The sequence below is a fragment of the Myxococcales bacterium genome (assembly GCA_016699535.1).
Taxonomy (GTDB): Bacteria; Myxococcota_A; Polyangia; order Polyangiales.
The window spans coordinates 569,652-592,454 of the sequence record CP064980.1; the positions used below are offsets into that span (position 1 = coordinate 569,652).

Annotated in this window: 20 protein-coding genes, 1 tRNA gene and 1 pseudogene; 7 read left to right on the plus strand and 15 right to left on the minus strand. The window is 50.0% G+C overall.

The annotated features are described in order from the left end of the window. Positions 1-187 precede the first annotated feature (187 nt). The 5 genes from IPJ88_02870 (at position 188) to IPJ88_02890 (ending at position 3,699) form a co-directional block, all read left to right on the plus strand. Entirely contained in the window at positions 188-478 is a 291-nt protein-coding gene (locus tag IPJ88_02870; GenBank protein QQR90699.1) for a hypothetical protein, read from the plus strand. A 38-nt stretch (positions 479-516) separates the two neighbouring features. Continuing rightward, positions 517-1,341, plus strand: a complete 825-nt coding sequence (locus IPJ88_02875; GenBank protein QQR90700.1) for a 1-acyl-sn-glycerol-3-phosphate acyltransferase — start codon at positions 517-519, stop codon at positions 1,339-1,341. After that, positions 1,338-2,096 (plus strand): 1-acyl-sn-glycerol-3-phosphate acyltransferase, encoded by a 759-nt coding sequence (locus tag IPJ88_02880; GenBank protein ID QQR90701.1) that lies wholly within the window; start codon positions 1,338-1,340, stop codon positions 2,094-2,096. The genes IPJ88_02875 and IPJ88_02880 overlap by 4 nt, the downstream gene beginning before the upstream one ends. 397 nt (positions 2,097-2,493) lie before the next feature. Continuing rightward, positions 2,494-2,567 (plus strand) — tRNA-Met (locus tag IPJ88_02885). Positions 2,568-2,622: 55 nt separating this feature from the next. Further along, positions 2,623-3,699, plus strand: coding sequence for a hypothetical protein (locus IPJ88_02890; GenBank protein QQR90702.1), 1,077 nt, complete (start codon positions 2,623-2,625; stop codon positions 3,697-3,699). Between the two features lie 4 nt (positions 3,700-3,703). Here IPJ88_02890 and IPJ88_02895 read toward each other — a convergent pair whose 3' ends face one another. From IPJ88_02895 to IPJ88_02935, 9 genes are all read right to left on the minus strand, one after another. Further along, the gene (locus IPJ88_02895; protein QQR90703.1) at positions 3,704-3,934 is read right to left on the minus strand and encodes a hypothetical protein; all 231 of its coding nucleotides are present in this window, start codon (positions 3,932-3,934) and stop codon (positions 3,704-3,706) included. 305 nt (positions 3,935-4,239) lie between these two features. Then, positions 4,240-4,839 carry a hypothetical protein gene (locus IPJ88_02900; GenBank protein ID QQR90704.1) on the minus strand — a complete coding sequence of 200 codons (600 nt, stop codon included), beginning with the start codon at positions 4,837-4,839 and terminating at the stop codon, positions 4,240-4,242. A gap of 390 nt (positions 4,840-5,229) precedes the next feature. Next, a complete protein-coding gene (locus tag IPJ88_02905; GenBank protein ID QQR90705.1) occupies positions 5,230-6,747 on the minus strand; it encodes a hypothetical protein in 1,518 nt (505 codons plus the stop codon). A 17-nt stretch (positions 6,748-6,764) separates the two neighbouring features. Next, positions 6,765-10,784, minus strand: a complete 4,020-nt coding sequence (locus IPJ88_02910) for an SBBP repeat-containing protein (GenBank protein QQR90706.1) — start codon at positions 10,782-10,784, stop codon at positions 6,765-6,767. A 123-nt stretch (positions 10,785-10,907) separates the two neighbouring features. Next, the gene (locus IPJ88_02915; protein ID QQR90707.1) at positions 10,908-12,197 is read right to left on the minus strand and encodes a PD40 domain-containing protein; all 1,290 of its coding nucleotides are present in this window, start codon (positions 12,195-12,197) and stop codon (positions 10,908-10,910) included. A 173-nt stretch (positions 12,198-12,370) separates the two neighbouring features. Beyond that, positions 12,371-13,153, minus strand: coding sequence for a TonB C-terminal domain-containing protein (locus IPJ88_02920; GenBank protein ID QQR90708.1), 783 nt, complete (start codon positions 13,151-13,153; stop codon positions 12,371-12,373). A gap of 41 nt (positions 13,154-13,194) precedes the next feature. Further along, complete coding sequence (locus tag IPJ88_02925; GenBank protein ID QQR90709.1) at positions 13,195-13,893, minus strand: hypothetical protein; 699 nt, start codon at positions 13,891-13,893, stop codon at positions 13,195-13,197. Continuing rightward, positions 13,844-14,152, minus strand: a complete 309-nt coding sequence (locus IPJ88_02930; GenBank protein QQR90710.1) for a hypothetical protein — start codon at positions 14,150-14,152, stop codon at positions 13,844-13,846. Before IPJ88_02930 ends, IPJ88_02925 begins: the two co-directional genes overlap by 50 nt. Before the next feature lie 123 nt (positions 14,153-14,275). Then, positions 14,276-14,980 (minus strand): DUF4386 family protein, encoded by a 705-nt coding sequence (locus IPJ88_02935; protein ID QQR90711.1) that lies wholly within the window; start codon positions 14,978-14,980, stop codon positions 14,276-14,278. Between the two features lie 104 nt (positions 14,981-15,084). Between IPJ88_02935 and IPJ88_02940 the strand changes: the two genes are divergently transcribed. Next, positions 15,085-15,828: a DUF1295 domain-containing protein gene (locus tag IPJ88_02940; GenBank protein QQR91948.1), complete on the plus strand. Its 744-nt coding sequence runs from the start codon at positions 15,085-15,087 to the stop codon at positions 15,826-15,828. On the opposite strand, the gene IPJ88_02945 is transcribed toward IPJ88_02940, so the two are convergent. From IPJ88_02945 to IPJ88_02970, 6 genes and pseudogenes are all read right to left on the minus strand, one after another. Continuing rightward, on the minus strand, positions 15,743-16,432 hold the full coding sequence (locus tag IPJ88_02945; protein QQR90712.1) for a DUF2878 domain-containing protein: 690 nt from the start codon (positions 16,430-16,432) through the stop codon (positions 15,743-15,745). The two genes, IPJ88_02940 and IPJ88_02945, sit on opposite strands and share 86 nt — an antisense overlap. Further along, positions 16,425-17,455 (minus strand): annotated as a pseudogene (locus IPJ88_02950) (class I SAM-dependent methyltransferase). Before IPJ88_02950 ends, IPJ88_02945 begins: the two are co-directional and overlap by 8 nt. Then, on the minus strand, positions 17,452-18,210 hold the full coding sequence (locus tag IPJ88_02955; protein QQR90713.1) for a hypothetical protein: 759 nt from the start codon (positions 18,208-18,210) through the stop codon (positions 17,452-17,454). Before IPJ88_02955 ends, IPJ88_02950 begins: the two are co-directional and overlap by 4 nt. Continuing rightward, positions 18,207-19,475: a class I SAM-dependent methyltransferase gene (locus IPJ88_02960; protein ID QQR90714.1), complete on the minus strand. Its 1,269-nt coding sequence runs from the start codon at positions 19,473-19,475 to the stop codon at positions 18,207-18,209. Before IPJ88_02960 ends, IPJ88_02955 begins: the two co-directional genes overlap by 4 nt. Further along, positions 19,472-20,269 carry a DUF1365 domain-containing protein gene (locus IPJ88_02965; GenBank protein ID QQR90715.1) on the minus strand — a complete coding sequence of 266 codons (798 nt, stop codon included), beginning with the start codon at positions 20,267-20,269 and terminating at the stop codon, positions 19,472-19,474. The genes IPJ88_02960 and IPJ88_02965 overlap by 4 nt, the downstream gene beginning before the upstream one ends. After that, the gene (locus tag IPJ88_02970; protein QQR90716.1) at positions 20,266-21,519 is read right to left on the minus strand and encodes an FAD-dependent oxidoreductase; all 1,254 of its coding nucleotides are present in this window, start codon (positions 21,517-21,519) and stop codon (positions 20,266-20,268) included. Before IPJ88_02970 ends, IPJ88_02965 begins: the two co-directional genes overlap by 4 nt. 212 nt (positions 21,520-21,731) lie before the next feature. On the opposite strand from IPJ88_02970, the gene IPJ88_02975 reads away from it, so the two are divergent. Next, positions 21,732-22,577, plus strand: a complete 846-nt coding sequence (locus IPJ88_02975) for a helix-turn-helix domain-containing protein (protein ID QQR90717.1) — start codon at positions 21,732-21,734, stop codon at positions 22,575-22,577. The last annotated feature ends 226 nt before the right edge of the window (positions 22,578-22,803 follow it).

Genomic DNA, 22,803 nt, shown 5'->3' on the forward strand with positions numbered 1-22,803 from the left:
GGGAACAACACCTTGATCGACCCGAACTTGGCTCATTTTTAGAGGACCTTCGGGCATCTCAGCCTGCTCATGCACCCTGCGTGACGGGCTGAAGAAGATCTGCTGCTTCGCTAAGGCAAACAGGCAGCAATGCAACGCCATCTTTGGTGTTGTCTATGGATTTGTGCATCGTTTGGAAAGTAAAATTATGGAAAAATATAACTTAAAAAATCAATCTTTCGCTCAGCTCGTCTCTGTTTTTGTATCTTTAATGCTCTTAGCTTTTGCTAGCAGCGGTTGCGCTCAATACAGCGCGCGATCCCCGATAGCTCCGGTGCCCGGAGCGCTCGAGCTCTCTACAATACTGGACGGCCCACAATACGAACCGGAAGAGTCGTTCAGCTCGACTGCTTTTGATGAATCGACCGATCGTGCTCAGGGGCCTTATCATTGCGCTTACCTCGAGCAGAGCAAAACCTTGGAGTGTTCCGGCAGCTAGTGTTCCCAAGCGGGAAAAAAGACGTTATCGATTGAGGAATGAACTCGGCTACAAGCACGCCAAGTAAAGCTTTTGTGCCTCACGATTCCTGGATAACACGAGGGGTCTCAGTGCTATTGTGGAGCATTAATCTGGCTTGGATGATTCCAAGCATGCTTTTGCTTACCGCAATTTGGAAAGCAGTGCCTGTTAGACGAACAGAGTGGCTTACTCGCTTGCAATGCCGTGTGCAGATAGCGCTTACGGGCTGCAAGTGGCGCGCCATCGTGCATCCGGATGTCGATCCCAAAAGATCGTATTTGTTTTTGCAAAACCATACGAATCATTTTGACTATGCAGTCATGGCCAATGCCACGCCTCATCCTTTGCAAGGCGTCGAGCTTGAAAAGCATTTCAAGTATCCGGTGTATGGCTGGTTTATGAAAGCGCGTGGCACTATACCCATCAAACAAGGAAGCGCTACCGCAAACAAAGATCTCGGCGATCGCATGAAGCGAGAGCTTGAACGCGGCATGTCAATTTTGCTTTTCCCGGAGGGGACACGCACCCTTGATGGTCGATTGGGACCGCTGCGACGAGGTGCATTTCACATGGCCCTACAACTCGGCGTCCCCATCGTACCAGTGACTGTAACGGGCATGTATGAAACGATGCATAAAGGATCATTACTGATCCGGCCTGGCTACACGGTGACGGTACACGTCGATAAACCCATCGAGACAACAGCTTTAAACAAACGCGATGTTCCTGCCCTTATGGAGCAAGTCAGAACTGTGATGAGCAACCATATTGATGCTTACTGGCAAAAGCAAAGCGAGCAACAAGCTTTAGAGACTGCACAGTCGGGTGTGCAAAGCGGATGAGTACGATCATCACAATGGGACGGATTCTTTACCGCGTGCTTAGTTTTGCACTGATGACTCTGTGGCAACTTAGCTGCTTGCGTTTTCGTTTATTTTTCGCGCCGCTAAGCAAAGCTCGCAGCCATCGGAATCGAGCGCTCAAAGCTTGGGCCGAATCAACGCTGCGTATTTTTGCGTTTAGTCTTGAAATCATAGGCGAGCAACCGCCTCAAGATGGCCCGCGTTTGGTTCTAGCAAACCATCGCTCACCTTTTGATATTCCTGCTGTGCTTTTTGCGATTCAAACGCGCACCATGGGTCAAGCTGCTGTCAGTAAGTGGCCCCTCATTGGAAGTGCCGCTCGTGCTGGCGACACAATCTTTGTCGATCGCCAAGATAAAGAAAGCGGCAAGCAAGCCATCGCTGGAGCACGCCAAGCGCTGCTGGAAGAAGATGCCGTACTCATTTTCCCAGAAGGAACAACCTTCGAAGGCGATGAACTACGCCCTTTTAAACTTGGTGGTATATCTGCGGGACAAGACAGCAACGCGCTCATCATCCCGGTTGGCATTTGCTATGAAGAAGGCTTTGGCTACGATAAAGAATCCCTTGGGAGTTACCTAAAGCGCGTTGCAGGACAACGCCGCTGCAAGCTCACCGTCGCCATCGGCGCAGCCATCACACCCCAAGCCACCGTCGAGCAAACTGCCCAAGCAACGCACGAAGCGATCACCACCCTCATCCACCAAGCCCGCACCAGCCTAGAGCACCGCTAACCACCCACCCCGCGAGCAACGCGAGCCCGCTGGGGTGGGAGCCGACGCGCGGAGCGCGCTCGGGAGGGGAGACGCGTGTCTCCCCTCTTTGGAGCGCTGCTACGCAGCAGTACAAACAGTTAAAGCCAACAACTTAACCAATTCCAAAATCACCTAACTACCAACCCAAACAATAAACCCCACAAAGTGGGGTCTGTAGGCCCCAAACACACTTTTGCTTCGCTAAATTTCACAATAATTTCAATATGTAGTCTTTGGCCCGATGTTTGCAGCAATTGTGGGTATGGGCAAAAACCCCCAAGAAGCGATAGCGCATCCTAAACGATTGACAGATGATACCGAGGTTTTATACACCGCCGTTCAGCCATCGGGTTATAAGGGTAGCCCTCGGCTTATCGGCGATGTAGCTCAGATGGTTAGAGCGGGCGTTTCATACGCGCTAGGTCAGTGGTTCGATTCCACTCATCGCCACTCCTTCTTCTTTACTTTTTTCATCTCGAGCGCGCTGATGATGAGCGCATGTCTCATGCCAAGCGGACAAGGTTTTGAGGACCCAAGGGACAAAACCACATCGTCTTCAACCAACAAGAACGATCCATCGCAAGACGGCACAGACCTTGCTTTAGCAAACGGTCCCAACGGTCCTGACACTTGCTACCAAGACAACGGTAGTTTTGCCCTTGGTGCACAATATCTCGGTGGTCTAACGAATTCTACGCGTGCCTGCAGCGCTGGAATGAGCTGGATGAAACAACAATACAAGTTTCACTCTGGCTCAAAGCCTTCGGAGTTGCAAGGTTTCATCGACCATGCCCACAACGAGGGCTTCAAAATTCTCCTCAGCATTCCAGGTGAGTTTAGGCCCAGTAGCATTGATTACAACGGCTACGTTAACTTCATTGAAGGCGTCGCCGCACTTGGACCCGATGCCATCGAGATATGGAACGAGCCTAACTTGGATATGGAATGGCCTGCTGGAAAAATTAGCGCAAGCGACTACGTCAACAAGCTTCTTCAACCCTCGTATGATGCGATCAAGGCTGTCAATCAAGACATCATGGTCGTAAGTGCAGCGCCTGCACCCACCGGCTACTTCGGTGGAAATTGTTCAGCAGAGGGCTGCGACGATGAGCCCTACCTTCGCGAGATGGCCAACGCTGGCGCTGAAGCCTCTCTTGACTGCGTTGGCGCTCACTATAACGCCGGAGCAACAGCGCCTGACCAGAGCACAGGCCATCCTGCGGATGATGGTCAACATCATCACAGTTGGTATCTCAAGCCTTTGTTGGATCTTTATTCGAGCATTATAGCCAAGCCAATTTGTGTCACCGAATTCGGCTACCTTAGCGGCGAGGGCTACGGTTCGGTGCCTGGTGGCTTTTCTTGGGCTGCAAATATATCGCTCGAGCAGCACGCTTCCTGGCTTGCCCAAGCTACTAAAATCATGGCAACCGAATACAGTGACGTACGTCTAGGCATTGTGTGGAACATGGATTTCACGAGCTGGGGCGATGATCCCATGGGTGGCTACGCCATTATTCGTCCAGACGGTTCATGTCCAGCTTGCGAAACGCTAAAAAACACAATGGCTTCAATTCAATAACAGTTTAGACGTCCCCACCCGCATCACCGATAGGCGTGGTGCCACTGTCATCGCTCGTTCCAGAATCCGTCGTTGTATTGCCATCCGGGTTCGTGTTTGCGTCGCTGCTACCATCAAGGGAGGCGTCGCCATCGACTGAAGCATCTTGACCAATCTTGCTGCGGTCAAAATCCGCAATAAACTGGCAACTGCTACTAAGCAAAAACAGGGCAAAAAGAAGATTCAAACGAGCCATGCCCGGCACTGTAGTGCGGCTTTTAGGCTCTTGCAAGTACCAAGACTTAAGGAAACCAGCTCAAATGTGTTGGTCCGCCGCTTGATAGGCCATCTTCACAACTGAAGGCCTTGAGCGGAATACTCGCTCTTGTGTATGAATTGAGCCCTTGCGAAATGAACTGAGCGCCGTAATTATTTGCAAGCTTGTTTTGCAAATCAGCATTGTCAAAATCTGCAACGAACTCCATTCGATCTGCACCGTGTTTCGAAGCGCAATATCCAAACCGATATAAAAGCTGACAGAAGAACCCCTCTCCAAGGGAATTAAAATTCGGAATATCGTCCCAGGGTAGTTTTGAAATCTTGTCTAGACGTATTTTTGACGTAAGCTGCTTGTTCCGCCGTTGCTGGCATCCAAACGAAGCTGCCGGTAAGCGTACCTAGCTCAAGACCCACAAGCGCTGGATTGAGTGCAAGCACTGTCGAAGCACCCGTTTTTGCCAACTCAATAAAGTTATCAATTGACTCGCACCAATCGGGATCTCCAGGATCGGGAGGGGTTGAGACATTTCCGCTACCGAGAACATCAGCGAGTGCTTTCAACGCAGCTACGCGCGCAGCATAGTCCATCGCTTGAAACTCCGGATTGTGTTGAATACCAGGATAACGCGGAAGCAAATCAGTTGCGCCAATTGCCGCTGCCAAATGCTGTCCGATTTGCGCGCCGGCTTCTGCGCTTTGCCCCGATTCTAAGGCAAGATCACGGTAAAGCTCAGCAACAATGCTTCCTTTTTCTGCAAGGTTGGGCTCCGAATTAAGCGCATCGCCCGCGAGCTGTGTTCTGGCTTTGATCCAATCGAAATCTGGCGGATTGTCCCATAAAGTACGAACGATCCAATATAGTATCAGCGCTACAACAGCCACGCCCAAAACAAGTAAAGCCAGTGAGAGAATACTAAGATCATCAACAATCGCTATCTCATCATGGCCTGCTTCAATGGTTTACTCAGATGCCTCAACGCTGCAGCCCTGGACTTGCACAGCCACCAGCAACACGCTCAACAACAGGCACACGCTGTTGATTCCCATCCTATGAAATAGTTGTTTAATCCGTGTCGAACGCATAGTGGAATGTTACATGCAGATCTCGTGCCAAGTTGTGGTGTTTGCGGCATGAAAATTTCCCATGGTGGTTTTGTAAATACAGCCGTTTCTACACTGCGCGGCACACATTGCGCACATACGCACCGAGGTCTATTTGACCCATGTGAGCCGCTTCAGAAAAGCTAAGATGGGGCTAGCGGCATCAGTACTTCAACGCCGCTTTCGACCCAGAGCGCGCAGTCTTATGATGAAAGCGAGAATAATTAACCCGAGCCACTCGGAGTAGTTTGCTGCTCTTTGTAGGCTGCACGAGCAACCAGAATTTTCATGATAGCCAGGACCGCCCGCTCCTTTAGCGTTGTTGGTGGCGGCAGTGGCCGCTGATGTTGTCGTCGGATTTGACAGGGCTTCGCTAAAGCGTAATGGCATGGATGGATCACCAAATAGCATGAAAGTATTTCGGACATCCTGATTGCTCGCGGCTGCTTTAGCCATCTGAAAAGCTTCGCCGAGCGATTGGCTCTGAGCTGAGAAAATTTCATGCATGAAACTTTCATCGAGTAGCAATTGGTCTTTGGGATAGGTCATCGCCGAAGAAGCCACCACGGCAACGCTTCCGCCATCCTTGGCTTTGAGCAAACTCTCCGCAAGGCTCTCGGAATACACATCGTGAAACAACCCGTTGAAACACGTGACAGCTACCATTAATGGAAGCCCACCTGAGCTTTTTAGCGCTAAGGCTTTTTCGCCATCGAGCGCATGATACGACCACATGTTCACTGAGCCGTGTCCAGCATAGTGGACCAGATCGACATCACTTTGCAATGCATCGATGAGACCAGCAGCATCTTCGTCGGTGATATGAAGCGACTGAAGGTCGAGATCGTAACCTAAATTTGAAAAGAGCATATTGGACCAATTTTCAAAATCATAATCTGCGGCCTGCGCGCTCACCGAAAGAACCTTTGCTAAGGCTACTTCATTTTCAAATAGCAACGGTCGCTGTTTTAGTTTGGCAACCATGGTGGACGCTTCTTCGCTGCTTCGAGGAGTGAGCCGACCGATAGCGACATGCGCTCCATCCTGTGGGATAGAGTCAACAAACCAGTGATCGGATGCACTTTCCAGAAATGCCGTATCCACAAGTTGCGTTGGCACAAAATCAAACTCGCCTTGCCCCAAGAAATTGCGTGGATCCACACTTGCATCGCCAAAAAGCAAGACATGAATAAGATCGTTTTCGGTATGAACGCTAAGAAAATTAATGTAGCGCCGCAGTGCTTCAGGATCTGCTAGACCAAAGGAAAACTCATCATAAATATCCTGAACATTAATGACATTGACGGTATAGCCTTGCGAACGACGCAATATCGCAAGTTCCTCGGCCTGTTCCGTAAATGAGTTCGGAGCAATAATATTTAGTCCCGCCGAGCTTTGAGCGGACCAGGAAGATGGTTGATCCTGCTTCAGTGCCGGTTTGAGAATCTTACTTGCATCGACTGCATAAAAGACTCGTTTTTCGCCCTCTGGAACATGCATCATGGCATCGTAGCCACTGTCCGTGGATAGCAAAGAAGGAAGTATCTCTTTGGGTAACGATGGATTGCTAACATCCCATATCGCAAGGTCTTGACTCTCAAATCCCGATAGGCGAAGTGACTCGCCGCCCGCAGCAGAAAAACGCAAAGCGCCTTCATCAAGTACGTAATGATGAGCATAACCAAGCACAACCTTTGCCAGTGCGCTTATATCCGTAGGACCTGCTTTGGCCTCAAAACGAATTGATTGCTACCTTCGTTGAGCAAGGTCTGACTGAATTCCAAACGCGCGATTTCAAAACGTTGGTCGCGACAACGTACATTTCCAACGGCTACATTGTTGACGAGAACCTGGACGTTATGACTTCCCTTCGTAATGCCTTGTAGTTTTACCCATAAATAAGCTGGCTCGGCGGATACCGTGTCCAAATGCTTGACGATGAATTCCTGAGCGCCGGCTTCATTTTGCCGAATAACAGGTCCAACAAAGTTGGATGCACCACCGTTTTCAATCGATGCAAGGTATAGACTTCGATCGGCTCTCTCAAGCTCAAACACGAAGGAATCGACTGTGGACGGATCGATGCTTGTCGCATCGACATCCTGTACGCGCTCGGCAGCCTCATCGCCAACGACAAGCCAATAAACCTGCGTGTCGGTATGTGAGGTATCAACAGGGACACCATAAAACCTTAGTTTATCTTCCGAATCGAAACTACCATCTTCTGTTCCAAGCAGCTGCAGAGCAACTTGCTGGCCCTGCGCAAAAAGCGTCAACAAGACAGGATTGACACCTTGCGGAAGTCCTTTATCAAACAGTTCTTGTCCTGTGATTTCATACAAGCCTTCTGTCGGAACAAGAATCTTGATCGCATGGCTACTTGCAAGCAGCATCTGCAGCGCAAGCAAATCATCGTACTCATACCTCAGCGGAACAACAGAGAGCGGCAGCTTAGCTTCACCGTACACACTAGAAGCCGCAAGCGTATCGAGTTCGAAAGGTTGATCAACAAGCCCAGGCGCAGTCGCAGATTGAGCATTCGGCCCTTTACTTAGCTCGAAAGGACCATGCCAGTTGCTTTTGCCGCTAAACTCGACTTCCTCGAGATAGTAGCTGCTCGTTGCACTGCCTTGTGGATCGAGCCACTCGTATTGCTGCCCAGTCTGCCGAAAGGCAGCTCGGCTAAGCAATGAACTACCCGGAACGATCGTATCGTTTACACGTTTACGCTGAGAGCCGTCTTCCCGATAAAGATTAAAGCCCAAGGTGGAATGCTCGTAAGCTGTGGTCCATTGAATATGGTTTTGACCTTGGATTCGCGTAGCATCAAAGGTATCGAGCCGGATCTCGGTAGCCGCCGCCGGCTTAAGTGCGACTGCTCCAAGCGCCCAAGCTCGTGAACTTGAAAGGTTCCAATCCATCGTTACACTGCTGGCCCCAAAACCCGTGCTCGAAGCGCCTGAGACCTGGCTTGCAGCGCTGCCCCCAGTAGTAACATTGCTCCATTGCAGAGGACGTGAACTTACCACCGCAGGAGAGGTGCTACGTACGGTACCGAGTATATCGACAATCACTTCTCCTTCAGCGCTACTCACGCTCAAGGATGGCGAGGTACTTGTTCCGGTTTGGTCTGTGTAGGTACCAAAAGCTGCGTTTTGATCGACGTTGGCACACGACACCGCCCCCGCTGTCACTTTAACACTACCGCTTAGGTTCACGGTAATCGTAGCTGTGCCTACCGTAGGAGCAAGCACTTGAAACATTTCCACTCGTACCGACGTTCCATTCGAAGTTGCACCAAGCGGCTTGAGACTCGCTGCACCATAGAACACGCTGCTCACCGTTTCACTGCTGCCGTTGCGAAACGCGACGCCAACGAGAAGTACTCGGTCGTCACCTGAATTTACAGTGTGTGACCAACTAAGCGCGCTTGTGCTTCCATTAGTTGATGAGTTGCTGTCGCATACGATGCCCTCAGCTACGTTCTCTACCTTTGCTACAAAGAAATCGCCATTGGCGCTGTATGTGGTATCGAAACTTCCTGTCACGACCGGGAAGGTGGCCTCGGATGAACCTGTCAGACCTGTCACATAGGCATCACCTGCGCCATCGACGTCGATGCCGGAAATGTTGTCATCCGAACTTCCTCCGATGTAGCCCAGGTATTCGAGGCTAGTGTCCGAAACCCTAAGTTTCCCGAGGAACGCATCGTTGTTACCCAAATTGAAACTTAGATCAGGCCCAACAAGCACTGGAAAAGTGGATTCCGTGGACGCTGTGTAACCACCAAAATAGACATCGTTATTACTGTCAATCGCGAGACTTCCTAGTTTGTCATAGGAGCTTCCCCCAACGAAACCGTTAAAGATTAACGCAGAGCCCGCAGCGTTTAAACTGGCAAGAAACACGTCAGTGCTTCCGTTCGCTGTAAGGTCCGGGCCTCCTGAAACAGGGAAACTCGACTCAGTAGAATTGGTATCGCCCCCCACATAGACATTGCCGGAGCTGTCGACAGCAACGTCCACAGCAAAGTCATTTGAAGTTCCTCCGAGGAAGCTAGCATAACTAAGCGCTGATCCCGCAGCATTTACTTTTGCTACGAAGGCATCGCCTGATCCACCGTAGACGGTATCGTAGGCGCCTCCAGAGACGGGAAAGTCAGAAGAAGAGGTTTCTCCTACGACGTAGGCATTGCCGCTCGAATCCACCGCGATGCCCCCAGTGTTGCCGCCAGTGCTATTTTCATTGCTGCTCCCTCCCAAAAAACCTGAGTAGCTCAAAGCAGAGCCTGCTGCATTGAGTTTAACGACAAAGGCATCAAGCCCTCCGTTGGCTGTGGTATCAAAACTGCCGCCGGTCACCGGAAAAGGAGGTGACGAGAGTTCGGTGGAATCCGTGCGTCCTGTGACGTAGGCGTTTCCTGATCCGTCGACTGCAATGGCCGAAAAATTCCCGTCGGAGCCTGAACCACCAATAAAAGTACAATAGCTTAGGCTTGTCCCTGAACTATTTATTTTAGCGACAAACAAGTCGTTACCGCCATTAAAAGTCGTATCGTATGCGCCCCCGGTCACAGGAAAGCCACTGCCTGAGCCGGCGGCACCAACCACGTAGGCATTGCCGGAACTGTCCACGTCGATGCCGTAACCGATGTCTTGCCCGCTGCCGCCAATAAAACCCGCATAAACCAGCGACGTCCCATCAGCGCTTACTTTTGCAACATAGGCATCAACCCACCCGTTCATGGTGACGTCGGGACCGACCGTGGCAGCAATGGAGGATTCGTTGGACCAGGTTTCACCTGCTATGTACGCTGCACCCGAACTGTCTACTTTGAGGGTAGAATTAAATTCGTTGCCGGAGCCACCTAAATAACCACAGTAGCCTAGTACGATGGGATCAATGATGAGCTCGCGCGCCTTATCGTAGACGCCAAGCTCAAAACTCAACGTGGCTTGGTTTGCACGTGCAGAAAGCACATAGCTGCTTGGAATCTCTTGAACTGCTGTAGAACTTTGCTGATACACATACGGGGTATCTTCTCGAAGTTTTCTTAGGCCAGTGCCAAGTACCAATTCACCTTTGGATGTAAGGAAAGCTTCTTCAACGCCTTCGTATCGCACTTTAATCTGGGAAGGATCGGCACCGGGATGCACGATAAAACTGTATTTGATAAAGCCGCCCTTACCCCGATATACGAGATCAATCCCCGGCCATAGCTCGGCATAGATCAGTTCTTCGAATGGCGAAATGCCAGTGCGCCATTGCTCTTTTTTGCCTCGGAAAAAACTGAACACCGCATCGCTTTTTGCTTTGCCTTTTGGCGCCACCTTCTTCGCACCAACAAAGCTAGCCAAGATGCTCCAGCTTTTTGTTTCACCGGTGGCTTCATTGTTTTCCTTAAGGACATACCGTACGCCCTCGTCGGTAAAAAATACTTCCATGGCGTTACCGAGCACATGAAATTTATTTTTTTCCGCTTCCCCTTTACCTACCGGCAAAAAATAGATCGGTAGCTTGTTAAACGCTTCAGAAGTTTTATCGAGTGAAGTCGCTTTGTCGCTTTGACGTGAAGCTTGCCACGTTGGTTGCAATGCAAGCAAAACATGCGACTCCGCCGCACCTTCGCGACACCCTCCCAAGAAGGACGAAATTAAAACAACGAACAGCCAGTTGTCGATGCTCCAGCACCTCAACGAGCCGATCCTGCCCAAGCCCAAGCCCATTGCTTTAGTTTATCAGTATTCTTATGCAATGGCTGGATTAATTAAAACATAACGTTTTTTTGTAGGCCCCTAACTTCAAGTACCTACATTTTCTATATTCCGTTGTGCTGTTAGCCAGAATTCCTATCGTGACCAACGGACGGTTTCCGCCGCACCAGAAACGACTTTATTTTGATTGAGGCCTTCTGCGTTTGAAAGGAAAATACCGCCACGTGATGACGCAAAAGCCACCATTCGGCAGTCCGGCGAAAAGGCCGGATCTTTGTTCGACCCTTGTCCTTGCGTTAGCCTAAGGTACTCGCCGGTTTGCAGGTTAACCGTAAATATGTCCATCGAGCCGCCTCCGCGACCGGTAAAGGCAATGAGTGGTTTTTTCGGATCGGGACACCACGCGGGGGTTTGATTGTACTCGCCCCGATAGGTTACGCGCTTTACGCCGGAACCATCGCCGTTCATCGTAAACACTTGTGGTCCGCCATGCCGATCGGAAACAAAAGCGATTTTGCCACCTGGACCACAGCTTGGACTCACATCGATACCCCGATGCCGAGTAAGTTGTCGTAAATCATTGCCTTCAAGGTCTGAACTAAAGATCTCAGCATTTCCCGTACGCGTTGAAGTAAAGAACAAGCGATTACCACAAGCAGTGACGCCCATGTTCATGCCGGTGCCACTAAAAACAGCTTTTTCGTTTTTGCCGCTGCGGGTGATAAACATGCCGAACTTAGTGAGCACCGAGTACCAAATGCCGCCTGGTCCAAAGGAGGGCAGCATCGCTACACCTCGCCCCTTAGAGATTCGCCCTACGCTGTGGCCATCAAAATCGGAAACATAAACATCTTTACGACCAGGACCTTTGCGCATCGCGAAAGCAAGACGGGTGTCAAAATGACCAGGCTCACCAGTAAGAACTCGAAGTACTTCGTTGGCAAATTGATGCATCACACCGCGCAAGTGCGAGGCGTTCGTACGATAACTTTTACTTAAGGTCGGGCTGCTGCCTTTGGCTATTTCATAGAGGCGCATTTCAACATTGAGTGATGAGCCGCTTTGTTTGATGTCACCTTTGATAACGGATTGAGCACCAACGACACTCCAATCACTTTTGTTGATGTTAAGTCCCATGGCATTAGCGTTCTCTACAAAGGAGCGCGCATCGAGTACTTTGAATAAGGAAACCAGTTTAAAATCATTGCGCAACACTTCCGCGGCTTCAGGTCCAAGTTTTGAGCCCTGAAGATTGGGAACAGCAATTTGATAGAGTGAAGTCTCCGGAGAATCGATATCAATCACCACGCTGCGGCCAGGCAAATCCTGGGCCTTCTCACTTTGAGAGAAAACAGGGACACTGATAAAAATGGCAAGAAAGCAAAGCAAAATTGCCACAATTGGCATATTGTTAAGTTTTTTCATGACAGAATTGGCATACCTCCAAGGCTCCCCAAAAGCCCGCCTTTGACTCTACACCAAAGGTTAGCGTGGGGGAGTTTTTTGTCCAAACATGGTGCTTAGACGTCTACAGACGGTATTTATTCGTTCAACTAACACGGAGAGGCACCGCGACGCTTATAAAGCGTTATGAAAACCTAACCGGCATGCCGACCACTGAAACGCAAGCCGAGGGTCTTTCCTAGAAACTGATCGGCGACTTCGGATGGCGGTGCGGGTAAGGTAACTCGCTCAGATTTCAAACGCTCGATGTTGTCGAGCACGGATTGATCGAAAAGTGGATTGCCACTTGATTTACGTAAACTGAAATTACCAATACTTAGATCTTCATTGATTTGTAAATCGACTTCGGTTTTCAGAGAATTTCGTTCCGCATCGCTAATGACGGTTGGCACGGTCCATCCGCGCCTAAACAACGCATAGAGCTTGCCTGCGTACAGATCACCCACCTGAGCCATACTGCTACCATCTTCGACGCCATCCGGGCTGCCTTCTTTTTCACGCTGCTCAGCGATTTCAGCAAAAGTCTGCGCGCGATCACCAAGACGGGTTAGAAGGTCTTCGGTAGGATTAGGAGGCTTGTCCTTTTTTTCGTCCTGCTGCGTAGGCTCATCTGGGTTCATCTCTTTTGAGACGGCGATGGAATCCGGTGGCGCAGTTTGCAGCGCTGGCACTTTGCGATTGGGCAGCTGACTGGGATCAAGCTCTTTTCCAAGTTGCACAAGACGCGCCTCGATCACATGCCGCTCTTCAATCGGAGGAGCACTTTCTTTACCGAACACTTTTTGAATCATGCCCGCAAAAAGCAATGCAAGCACAAGGGAGCCGTGCACCACGGCACTAAGCACTGAGCCTGCTGTAACCATACTAACTTGCATGATGCGACGATAACGCAATTGCAAATGGGTGTCAGCTGCCATGGCGCCATCTGCGTCTTTCAAAAAAGCACACTCGGGGAAAACTAGCGTCCTGCGAAGGTGACAAATCCGATGGGTTCAGCGTCAACGGCTATTTCGTCCAAGTAAAATAACTGGCCTTCGGCAGGACCGATATCCATTGGCTCTAGCACGCCGAATTCAACGGTCACGTTTTGGGGACTATCGAGGGTTGGGCCCTTAAACGCGTCCAAACATAAACCGTCTTTCCACAAAGACAAGGTCTGCTCGCTTGCGTTGATTTGCAGTTCCAAGCCATTGTAGGTGTCCCCGCTCAGCGTTATGCCACGCGCCTGAGCCACAGCAGAGGTGCTTTTTTCACCTACGCTCAAAAAGACAACAGGTTCTAGAGTTCGACTGGGACCCACTCCGATGCGGGTATCACCGTATTTCAAATGGACGAGTGGATGGCTTCCACCGTAGCTGCTCAATCCAGCAAAATAGACAAAGAAGCGAAGGTTGATCGTGTTGGTCGGCGCATCGACATACAGCGGATTGGCATAGGTCGCCACAAGCTGAGCGTCACCGAATCCAGCTGACTTTCTCACATACACCGAGTGATCGGCTCTAAAACTGTAGTTCAGTCCGTCTTCAATGTTGATCTGCGTGGCCGTAGTGAGCTGCGGAAGCCCCCATAAGCTATCAACGTTGCTTTCTTCAAAGCCCGAACACATCTCAACTAGATTGTCGGGGAATTGAGCTGCGTTTTGATAAAAATTGTTCACAAAGATTATCGCCATGAGTCCCAGAAATTATGGGATAGCTATCTTCAGCGGTCAGACATGCTTGATAGGCCTGCTCGTCGTGAACCAAAGCAACGGGTTGCTCATTGACTTCAGCATCGGTCGTAAGCACAGCGTCGACGTTTGAGTCAACTGTACTGTCTACGCCCGCCTCAGCTTCGGATTCTGGAATGCAAAGGTCCCGAACTTCATCGCAAATATAGCCCGAAATGCAGGGACATGATTTCCCAACAAGATCCAAAGCGTTGCTCGAGCATCCTGTCGTACCATAGTACGAAAAAACAAGACAAGTCAGAACAAGGTATGTGTATTGCCTACAGCAAAACATAAAATAAGTGCACTAGTGAACATAACAGAAAAGCCATCAGACGCCAGCACTCTGATGGGACCGCTCAGCTTCGATCATTAGCCAGATACTCACTGCGCTTACCCAAAAAAGCCACAAGGGTCCCGCAACGATAAGAAAATTAGCGAAAAAAACTGAGTGAGCTTGCAGTACGATAGGTAGAGCTGAAAGGCCGGCGACAATCCCAAACGCGCCTAGCCAAAACTTGGAATGAGGTTGTTTAAATAGCGCGAAGCCGAAAAGAATCATGCCAGCTCCAAACAAGACATTGAACAATGCATCCATGCTTAGGGTAAAGCCCAACAAAGCAAATGCAATCGGCTCGCAGGAAGGAAGCTGACCCTCATAATTGGGCAGAACATGCCGCACCAACACAAAAGGCGTTAAAGTTCCAGCCGCATTCATTACGCCGGCCAATGAGACAAAGATGGCGGCAATCGCAGTAAGACCCGATCCTTTGTGACGAAGTCGATGATGCAAACCATAAGCAAAGGGCGCTAAGAGCAACACCCCCAAGGTAAACGCCCAGGCGCTCCAGCCCGTTTCCGATGGATGCGTCATGCTTTCCTTTAGCCATTCACGAAGGGCATTAACTTTGTAGGCATGAGGTAGCTCTGCAAGCAAAAACACGGCAAGGACGTTTAAGGCAACGGCAGCTATACCACTCGCCGAAGCGAGGTAGTAAGTGGCTCTTGGGTTATCTGCACTGTTTACCGTTTGCATGATTGATTTGCTCCTCTCAACTTGATCTTTGCTAACGAACTGTGTTGCTGTTTAGCTCGGTTGATATGCAAAATATTTTCATTGTTCTTTTAGCTGTTCTGCTCATGATGTTTTTGTGTTGGCTGCTTAGCTTAGTAAAGCGCGATGCCAGCGTGGTTGATATATTTTGGGGTCCCGGGTTTGTGCTTTCGGCATGGCTTTATTTTGTCTTGGGCGAAAACCACGGCATTCGAAATATGTTGATCTGCACGCTGGTGAGTGTATGGGGACTGCGATTGGCTTTGCATATTTTTCTGCGTGCACGCGGTAAAGGCGAGGACTATCGCTACGTCGAGATGCGTGAAAAAAGGGGAGAGGATTTTTGGTGGCAGAGCCTCTTCATCATTTTCTTTTTGCAGGGGATCTTGATGTGGATCATTGGTCTGCCGCTGTATACCGGACAGTGGGAAAGCTCTTACGACGGCTTGGCAGCCATCGACTGGGTCGCGTTGTGTATCTTCATCGTCGGCTTTTTGTTTGAAGCCATTGGTGACTATCAGCTCACTCGTTTCCGGGCCCAAAGCACGAATAATGGCAAAGTCATGAACACGGGGCTGTGGCGTTATACTCGTCATCCGAATTATTTTGGCGATGCCTTGCTTTGGTGGGGTTTGTACGCTTTTACGCTTGGTCCTGACGGCGGCTGGGTTGTTATCTTTTCCCCTATCCTTATGACATTTTTACTCATGCGCGTTTCTGGCGTAAGTTTGCTTGAAGGAAAACTCACTGAGACACGTCCTGACTATCGGAAGTATAAGCAATCCACGAATGCGTTTTTTCCTTGGTGGCCAAAGAAGCCTGCGCCATAGCCACTGATTGTGTGTCTAAAGAAAAGATGCCAAGACGTGGACTAAAAAACCGATAGGGAACGGGTGGATCGTTTGCAACCATGGCTTTGGCAAGCGCAATCAGACAAGGCATGACGAGCGCCCATACGCAGGCAATAACGAACAACGAATAGGGCAGACCTTGCGGAAAAGCGACAGCGTTGAGACGATACCCAGCAAAAAAGGAAAGTGGCCCGCCGATAAATCCCAGCAAAGCTGCAAGTGCGTAACGATCCCTTAGCCAAGCCAGCGAATGCGCAAGCGTCGTTGCAAAGCCTAGCCACAGCATTGAGATCCAAAGCGGTGCAAGCCAGCTTGGTCCCATGCTCGATGCAAAGGAAAGAACACCTAGTGAACGATGGATACTGTCGAGTACTGTTCCAAGCAACGCGACGGTAAACATTAGCTTCAGCTCTTTCATTGGCTGGACGGTCGCAAAGACATGCGTAGTGTGAGCAGCTAGAGCAACCATACATCCAAGCAAAGGGTGGCCCCATGCTGCGCCTAGTACACAGGCAAACCAGCCTACTTGATGTTGCAGCACGTTGAGAATCCGCGATGCAGGTAGGGCGATGGCGTCAAACACTTTTGAACCTGTAGTGACTTACAAACCACTCGCTGCCTTGGCGATGACCGAAAAGCTGTGCGCAAGCCATAAAAAACATGCGCCAACGCTGAAACCAGCGCGGTGCTTCAGCGCCGTAACAACCACGCAAAATCGCCATGACTTCATCGTGGTGTGTATCCATATTTTCCAGCCATGCATTGGCCGTGCGCTCATAGTGCTTGCCACTCCAACGCCAGCTTTGCTCAATGCTCAATGCTTCCGGAAAATGCGCAAAGAGATCTTCGCTTGGCATGATGCCTCCCGAAAAAAAGTAGCGACCCATCCAGTTGTCGGCACCCTCCATCTCAAAAGGATAAGGCGTGCTGCGATGACAGAAAACATGCACAAAGACACGCCCTTCAGGACGAAGCCATCCCGCGATGCGCTTAAATAGCAGATCGTAGTTGCGCATGTGCTCAAACATCTCAATCGAAACAATGCGATCAAAACGCTGATCGGTTGAAAAGTCGTTCATGTCTGCGGTCACTACGCTTAGGTTTTGTATCTTTCTTTCTCGCGCACGCTGCTCGATGAAGCTTCGCTGAAACGACAGATGGAAACAGCCGTGATGCGTGAGTACGGGTAGTGCTCGGCCATCCACAACGAACAGGATGCCCAGCCGCAGCAAAGTTCTCGAAGCTGCATGCCATCGTGTAAATCAGCATGAAGAGCGCTCCGCTTTAATGAGAGCGCTTCTGCCTCTTCCAAGCTTGATGTTGTTTCATCCCAAAAGCACGAGCTGTATTTGAGATGAGTTCCCAAAACTTTCTCAAAAAATGCCGCTGGAAGTTCGTAGTGCTGCTCATTGGCTTTATCAGTAAGCAAAGCGATGGGGCTCGCCTTTAACTCATCGACAAATGCTTGCAACTGCTCAGTCGGATCTTCACTTATTTCATGAATCCGTGCATCGCAAAGAAAGTCGATGCCTTTGCGAAGCAGCATATCGGGTATCCAACCCCGTTCACTAAGTTCGATGGCTGCTTGAATGGCTACATCTTTCATGACTCGCTCCTATGTATCAACTGGCTTGTTTGTCTTGTGAGTTGCTTCTTAGGATAGTGGTAGTGGATGCGAACTTCTTGGGCATCGCCCTCATCGTCGGTTAGATTAGACGGGCCTTTGTAATAGATAAGATGCCTCGTACTTCGGTCGTAGGTGAATGTTAGCGATCCAGCGAAAAGATTTAGAAGCCAGCTGTCAATCTCCATCCGAAAAGAAACAGTGTCGTCTTTTTTCTGCACTGGCTCGATGACAAATGCGTAGTGCTCAAGGCGATTAGGAATCAAGAACTGCAGATCAAACTCCTTGGATTGAGCGAGCTTATCAAGGTGCTCTCGCATGTATTGATGAAGCCCCTGGCCCGCTTTCATATCCTCAGTGATCTTGAAAGTTTTTTCTTGAATAGCCGCTCCGCGCTTTGCGCGGCTGTAGAGTGTCACGCGCGTTGCATCGCGGCGCACGCCTTCTTCAAGACCGCTTCGATGGTCTATAAATCGATATTCCGGCAGTGATGGTCCAAACGAATAGCTCGAATTTAGTTCTGCGATAAGCTTACCGTCTGGAGAATAGTATCGGGTCCGGCTTCGCTTGATCGCGTCGTTTTCAAAAACATGCAGATGTTTTTCTACATAGACAACTTGTTTATCCTCGTTGCGCGCAATACCAGTATAGCTCACGCGATTCTCTGCATGCGCGGAATTGATAAAGCATAGGGAAACAATCGCTAATGCGATCCATGGGTATTGGTTTTTTTTCATAATTTATTCCTATCTTCTTCGGTGGTGTAGGTCGCGTTGCGGAAAAGCAGCTGCTTAGCTGCGATGTAGTGCTCTTGAAAGCCGCCCTCGCAATAAGCGAAATAAAAGAGCCACATGCGCAAAAACGCTGGCGACAGACCGAGTTGCTCAGCTTTCGCATAGTTGCTCAACAAGCGCTCTTTCCACGCAGCAATGGTCTTGCTGTAGCTCGAAGTGATGTCACGTAGAGCAACAAGTTCTAAACGACTGCTGCGTGTGACGGCATTCAACAAAGCGGTAGTGGAGGGAATGCACGAGCCAGGGAAGATGTATTTTTTTATAAAGTCGACTTCATCTTTGGCACGCTCATATTCCTGATCGGCGATGGTGATGGCTTGAATTAGCGCAAGACCACCTGGCCTAAGCAACGATGCACATTTTGTAAAATAGCTCGTGTAGTATTGATGTCCCAGTGCTTCGACCATCTCAATCGATACGAGTTTGTCGAACTTGCCTTCAAGATCACGATAGTCTTTCAGCAGCACTGTGATCTTATCGCCTAGCCCGTGCTGCTCAATACATCGTTTGGCGTAGGTGTACTGCTCCTGAGAAATAGTGGTTGTTGTCACTCGGCAGCCATAGTTCTGAGCCGCGTAGATAGCAAAACCGCCCCATCCGGTACCGATTTCCACAATGTGGTCGCGCTCTGAGAGTTCCAACGACTGGCAAATCACCCTGAGCTTGTTGATCGAGGCTGTCTCAAGAGACGAATGCTCATCATCAAAAATCGCGCTGGAGTACATCATGCTTGGATCCAAGAAAAGCTCGAAAAAATCGTTTCCCAAATCGTAGTGAGCAGCGATGTGCTTCTTGCTTTGTTTTTTCGTGTTACGCCTTAGTGGTTGCAATAAGCTTTGAAACGCGTGCTGCACGCCTGCTGAACCAGCTTCAAAAGCATTCATCATGTGTGCATTTTGCACAAACACACGAATGACATCACTTAAGTTTTCGGTGTCCCATAATCCCCGCATATACGATTCGGCAGAGCCTATGGTGCCAGCCAGAGCAAGATCTCGGTAGGTACGCAGTGAGTGCACATGCACGGTTGCGTTTGGTCCTTTTTGACTACCGGAAAACACATGACGGCCGTCTTCGTCGATCAAGACAAGCGTGCCCTGCTCGAGCTGATCAAGCTTTGAGAAAATCCGCTGCCTGAACCAGCGATCAAGAAACGATTTCTTTCGCCAATCAAAAGTGCTTGAAAGAATCCTGCTTTGCTCTGTCATAACGAGGTCTCCTCAGAGGTGGCGGGCCGTTGGTGGTTGGGATGGGCGAAAAAGGGAAGCTTTTTTAGCTTGAGACGGAGCGCTTCGTAGTAGATGGCGACAATGACCTTGAGGGTCATCCATGGGAAACGGCACAGAACCGATGCCAGATTGCCTGAGCTTATCGCACTCCGTTGAAGCTTAAGTTTGGCAACAAAGCACAGCGACTGAGCTTCGTAGTTTTTCATGCACACGCTCAGAGCTTGGTCTGGTTCACTGAAAGCCCAGTCGTACTGCAGATGCATGGGCATAAAGGGCGAGACATGAAACTGCTTATCAAAACGAAAGCGCAGTGCATTTCGTTTGCCGCCCTGCGTGCCTGGCACAAGCACGTAGGCGTGACGTTCATTCCAAGGCGTGTTGGTGATCTCAGCAACAATGCATTGAACGGATGTGTCTTCGGCGTCAAACAAATAATAGAAGGTCACCGGATTGAAAACGAAACCAAAATACCGCAAGTGCGTGAGCATGCGGATTGGACCGTCATACCAATGTCCTGTTCGTTGTTGAACAAGATTTCGCACAGCGGTATCAAGCGACGGAGTGGATGGATCGAGATAATCCCGACGACAAAAGCGCGCCGGGGCCAGGCGCTTCGTCGACCAAAACCAGCGCTTGCTAAAAACATGATCGAGTTCGTTTAGGTCAAGGTAGACCATAAACATTGAATAAGTGAAGCGGTGCGGCTTGGGACTCAAGCGATGATGCTCGACTTCGCCTTCATAAATCGCACTGTGCAACATGCTATGTGTCATGCGCTCATCCTTTGCTGCAATGCATCCAGCACGACGCGCGCGCTGTTTACGCCATCTTCGTGAAAGCCGTAGCCCCAGTACGCGCCACAAAAATAGGTGTGATTAAGGCCGCAGAGATTCGGCTGCTCTTTTTGCAATGCAACGGCGGCTTCCGTGTAAACAGGATGCGCGTAGTTGAAACGAGCAAGAACTTTGGCTGGATCAATACTCTTGCTGTCGTTGAGAGTGACAAAGAAGTTTACGGGGGCATGAATCCCTTGCAGAAGATTCATCCAATACGTGACCACCGCAGGCTGTGTGTGTTGATTGAGCACGCGATAGTTCCACGCCGCCCACGCCCGACGCTCCAGCGGCAGCAGGCTTTCGTCAGTATGCAAAACAACCTCGTTGTTTTGATAACGGAACGCGCCTAGTATGGTTTGCTCCTGCTCGGATGGATCCTGCAGCATGGCCAAGGCTTGATAGCTGTGCGTTGCAATCACGACTTTGTCAAAACGCTCTTCGTCCTGCCCTTGGCTTTTGACAAAGATGGCGTCGCTCGTGCGACGAATGCGCTCGACTCTGGAGTGAAGCCGGATCCTGTCTTTGAAGGGCTTACTTAGCGCTGGCAAATAAGCCGATGAGCCACCTTTAATTACTTGCCACTGGGGCTGGTTAATTGCGTTCAGAAAACCATGGTTATGAAAGAACTCCGCAAAGAAGCGCGCCGGGAAAGACTCGAGCAGTTGATTGGGATCGGCCGACCAAATCGCAGAGCCCATCGGCACCACAAAGTTTTCGATGAAATTCTCCGAATAGTTTCCCTTATCGAGGAGCTCTTTGAGCGAACCAGACGGCGCGCTTGACTCCAAGCTTTGGCGAAGTGCGGCGCGAAAACGAACAATGTCAAACAGCAAACGATAAAGCAGTGGCCGCAGCAGATTCTTTCGCTGCGCAAAAAAGGTATTGAGGTTGCTAGCGCGATAGGCCAGAGCCTTTGCGTCGTTGCGCACAGAAAAACTCATGTTGCTGGGCTGCCGCTCGATGCCCAAGCGATCCATCAAGGCAACAAAGTTAGGATAGGTCTTATCGTTGAAGACGATGAATCCGGTATCGATAGCGTAGCGTTTCGCTTCATGCTCAACGCTCACTGTCGCGGTGTGGCCACCGGGCCTGTCCTCGGCCTCGAACACAACCAGGTCGTGCTCCGCCGCAAGGTGGTGAGCCACGTAAAGTCCTGAAATGCCTGTTCCGACGATAGCGATGCGCATGATTTTGTTCCAGAAACGTTCAAAACGTTCTATTTAGGTATACTGTCTAGATATTAGTTGGTCAAGCCTTTGACAGGTACTGTTTTATAAAGCATTGTTAATATTTGTAATTTATATATAATTTATTAATTCTTGGACATTCCCTCCAGATCGTGGGATTAATAATACATTCAAAACGTTCATAATCTGAATCTGGCGACCCTACCAAAACAATGAATTCTGGCTCCTCCTCGCGCTTTTTTTCGCCTTCACAAGTTGCCCAAGCACTGGGCGTTAGCGAATCGTCTTTGAAGCGCTGGTGTGATCAGGGACTGCTCGAGTATTTCAAGACGCCCGGAGGACATCGCAGACTTACGCTCCAGGCAGTCACCCGATATATTCGCCAAAGCAAGCTTCGTCTGGCTCGACCGGAGTTGCTTGATTTGCCCGCCGGACTTGCGATGGATTCAGGACTTGAAAGCTTGGCGGTGCAGCTGCAAGCGGCGCTTGAAGAAGGTGATTCGCGCAAAGTTCACGATCTTTTGCTTGGAGCGTACCTTCAAGGAAGGGGTATTGCTGAGCTTGCCGATGAGGTGATCGCTCCAAGTTTTCGGTCAATTGGCCGCTGTTGGGCTGAATCTAAACTCGAAGTATATCGTGAACGACGTGCCTGCGAAGTAACTCTTCGAGTGCTACACGAGCTTCTTGCGCTTCAACCCGATGCAGCCGAAGATGCTCCGTTAGCCATTGGCGCAAGTCCAGAAGGTGATGTGTATCAGCTTCCGACCACTTTGGTTGAGCTCGTCTTGCGGGATTTGGGATGGCGTGCGCAGTCCCTTGGCAGCGCGCATCCCGGCGCCACACTTGTTGCTGCTGCCCGCGACATGAAGCCCAAAATCTTTTGGCTAAGCGTGAGTTACGTGAGGGACGAGAGGCAGCTTGGAGAAACATGCAAAGCACTTGAAAGCACCATGAAAGAGCAAAACGGCGCTTTTGTACTTGGCGGCAATGCGCTCAGTGAAACCATGCGAAGCAGCTACGATTACACAGCCCACTGCGACAAACTCAAGCACCTTTGAAAGCCTCGCCCAACGGCTATGGCCCGTTGGGGACATGCTTTAGGCAAATTAGCATTATAATTTCAGATGATTAGCGACGGGACCGCGAAACCGTCAGGTCGAAAAAAGGTCCCGCGATCGGGCCCACAACATCTTACTTTTATTCGGGAAATTACGGTGGAGCATGTCCCCACCTAGGTCTACTGATCCCAGTGGATTTTTCTATGACATGGCTGTCATGCATGAA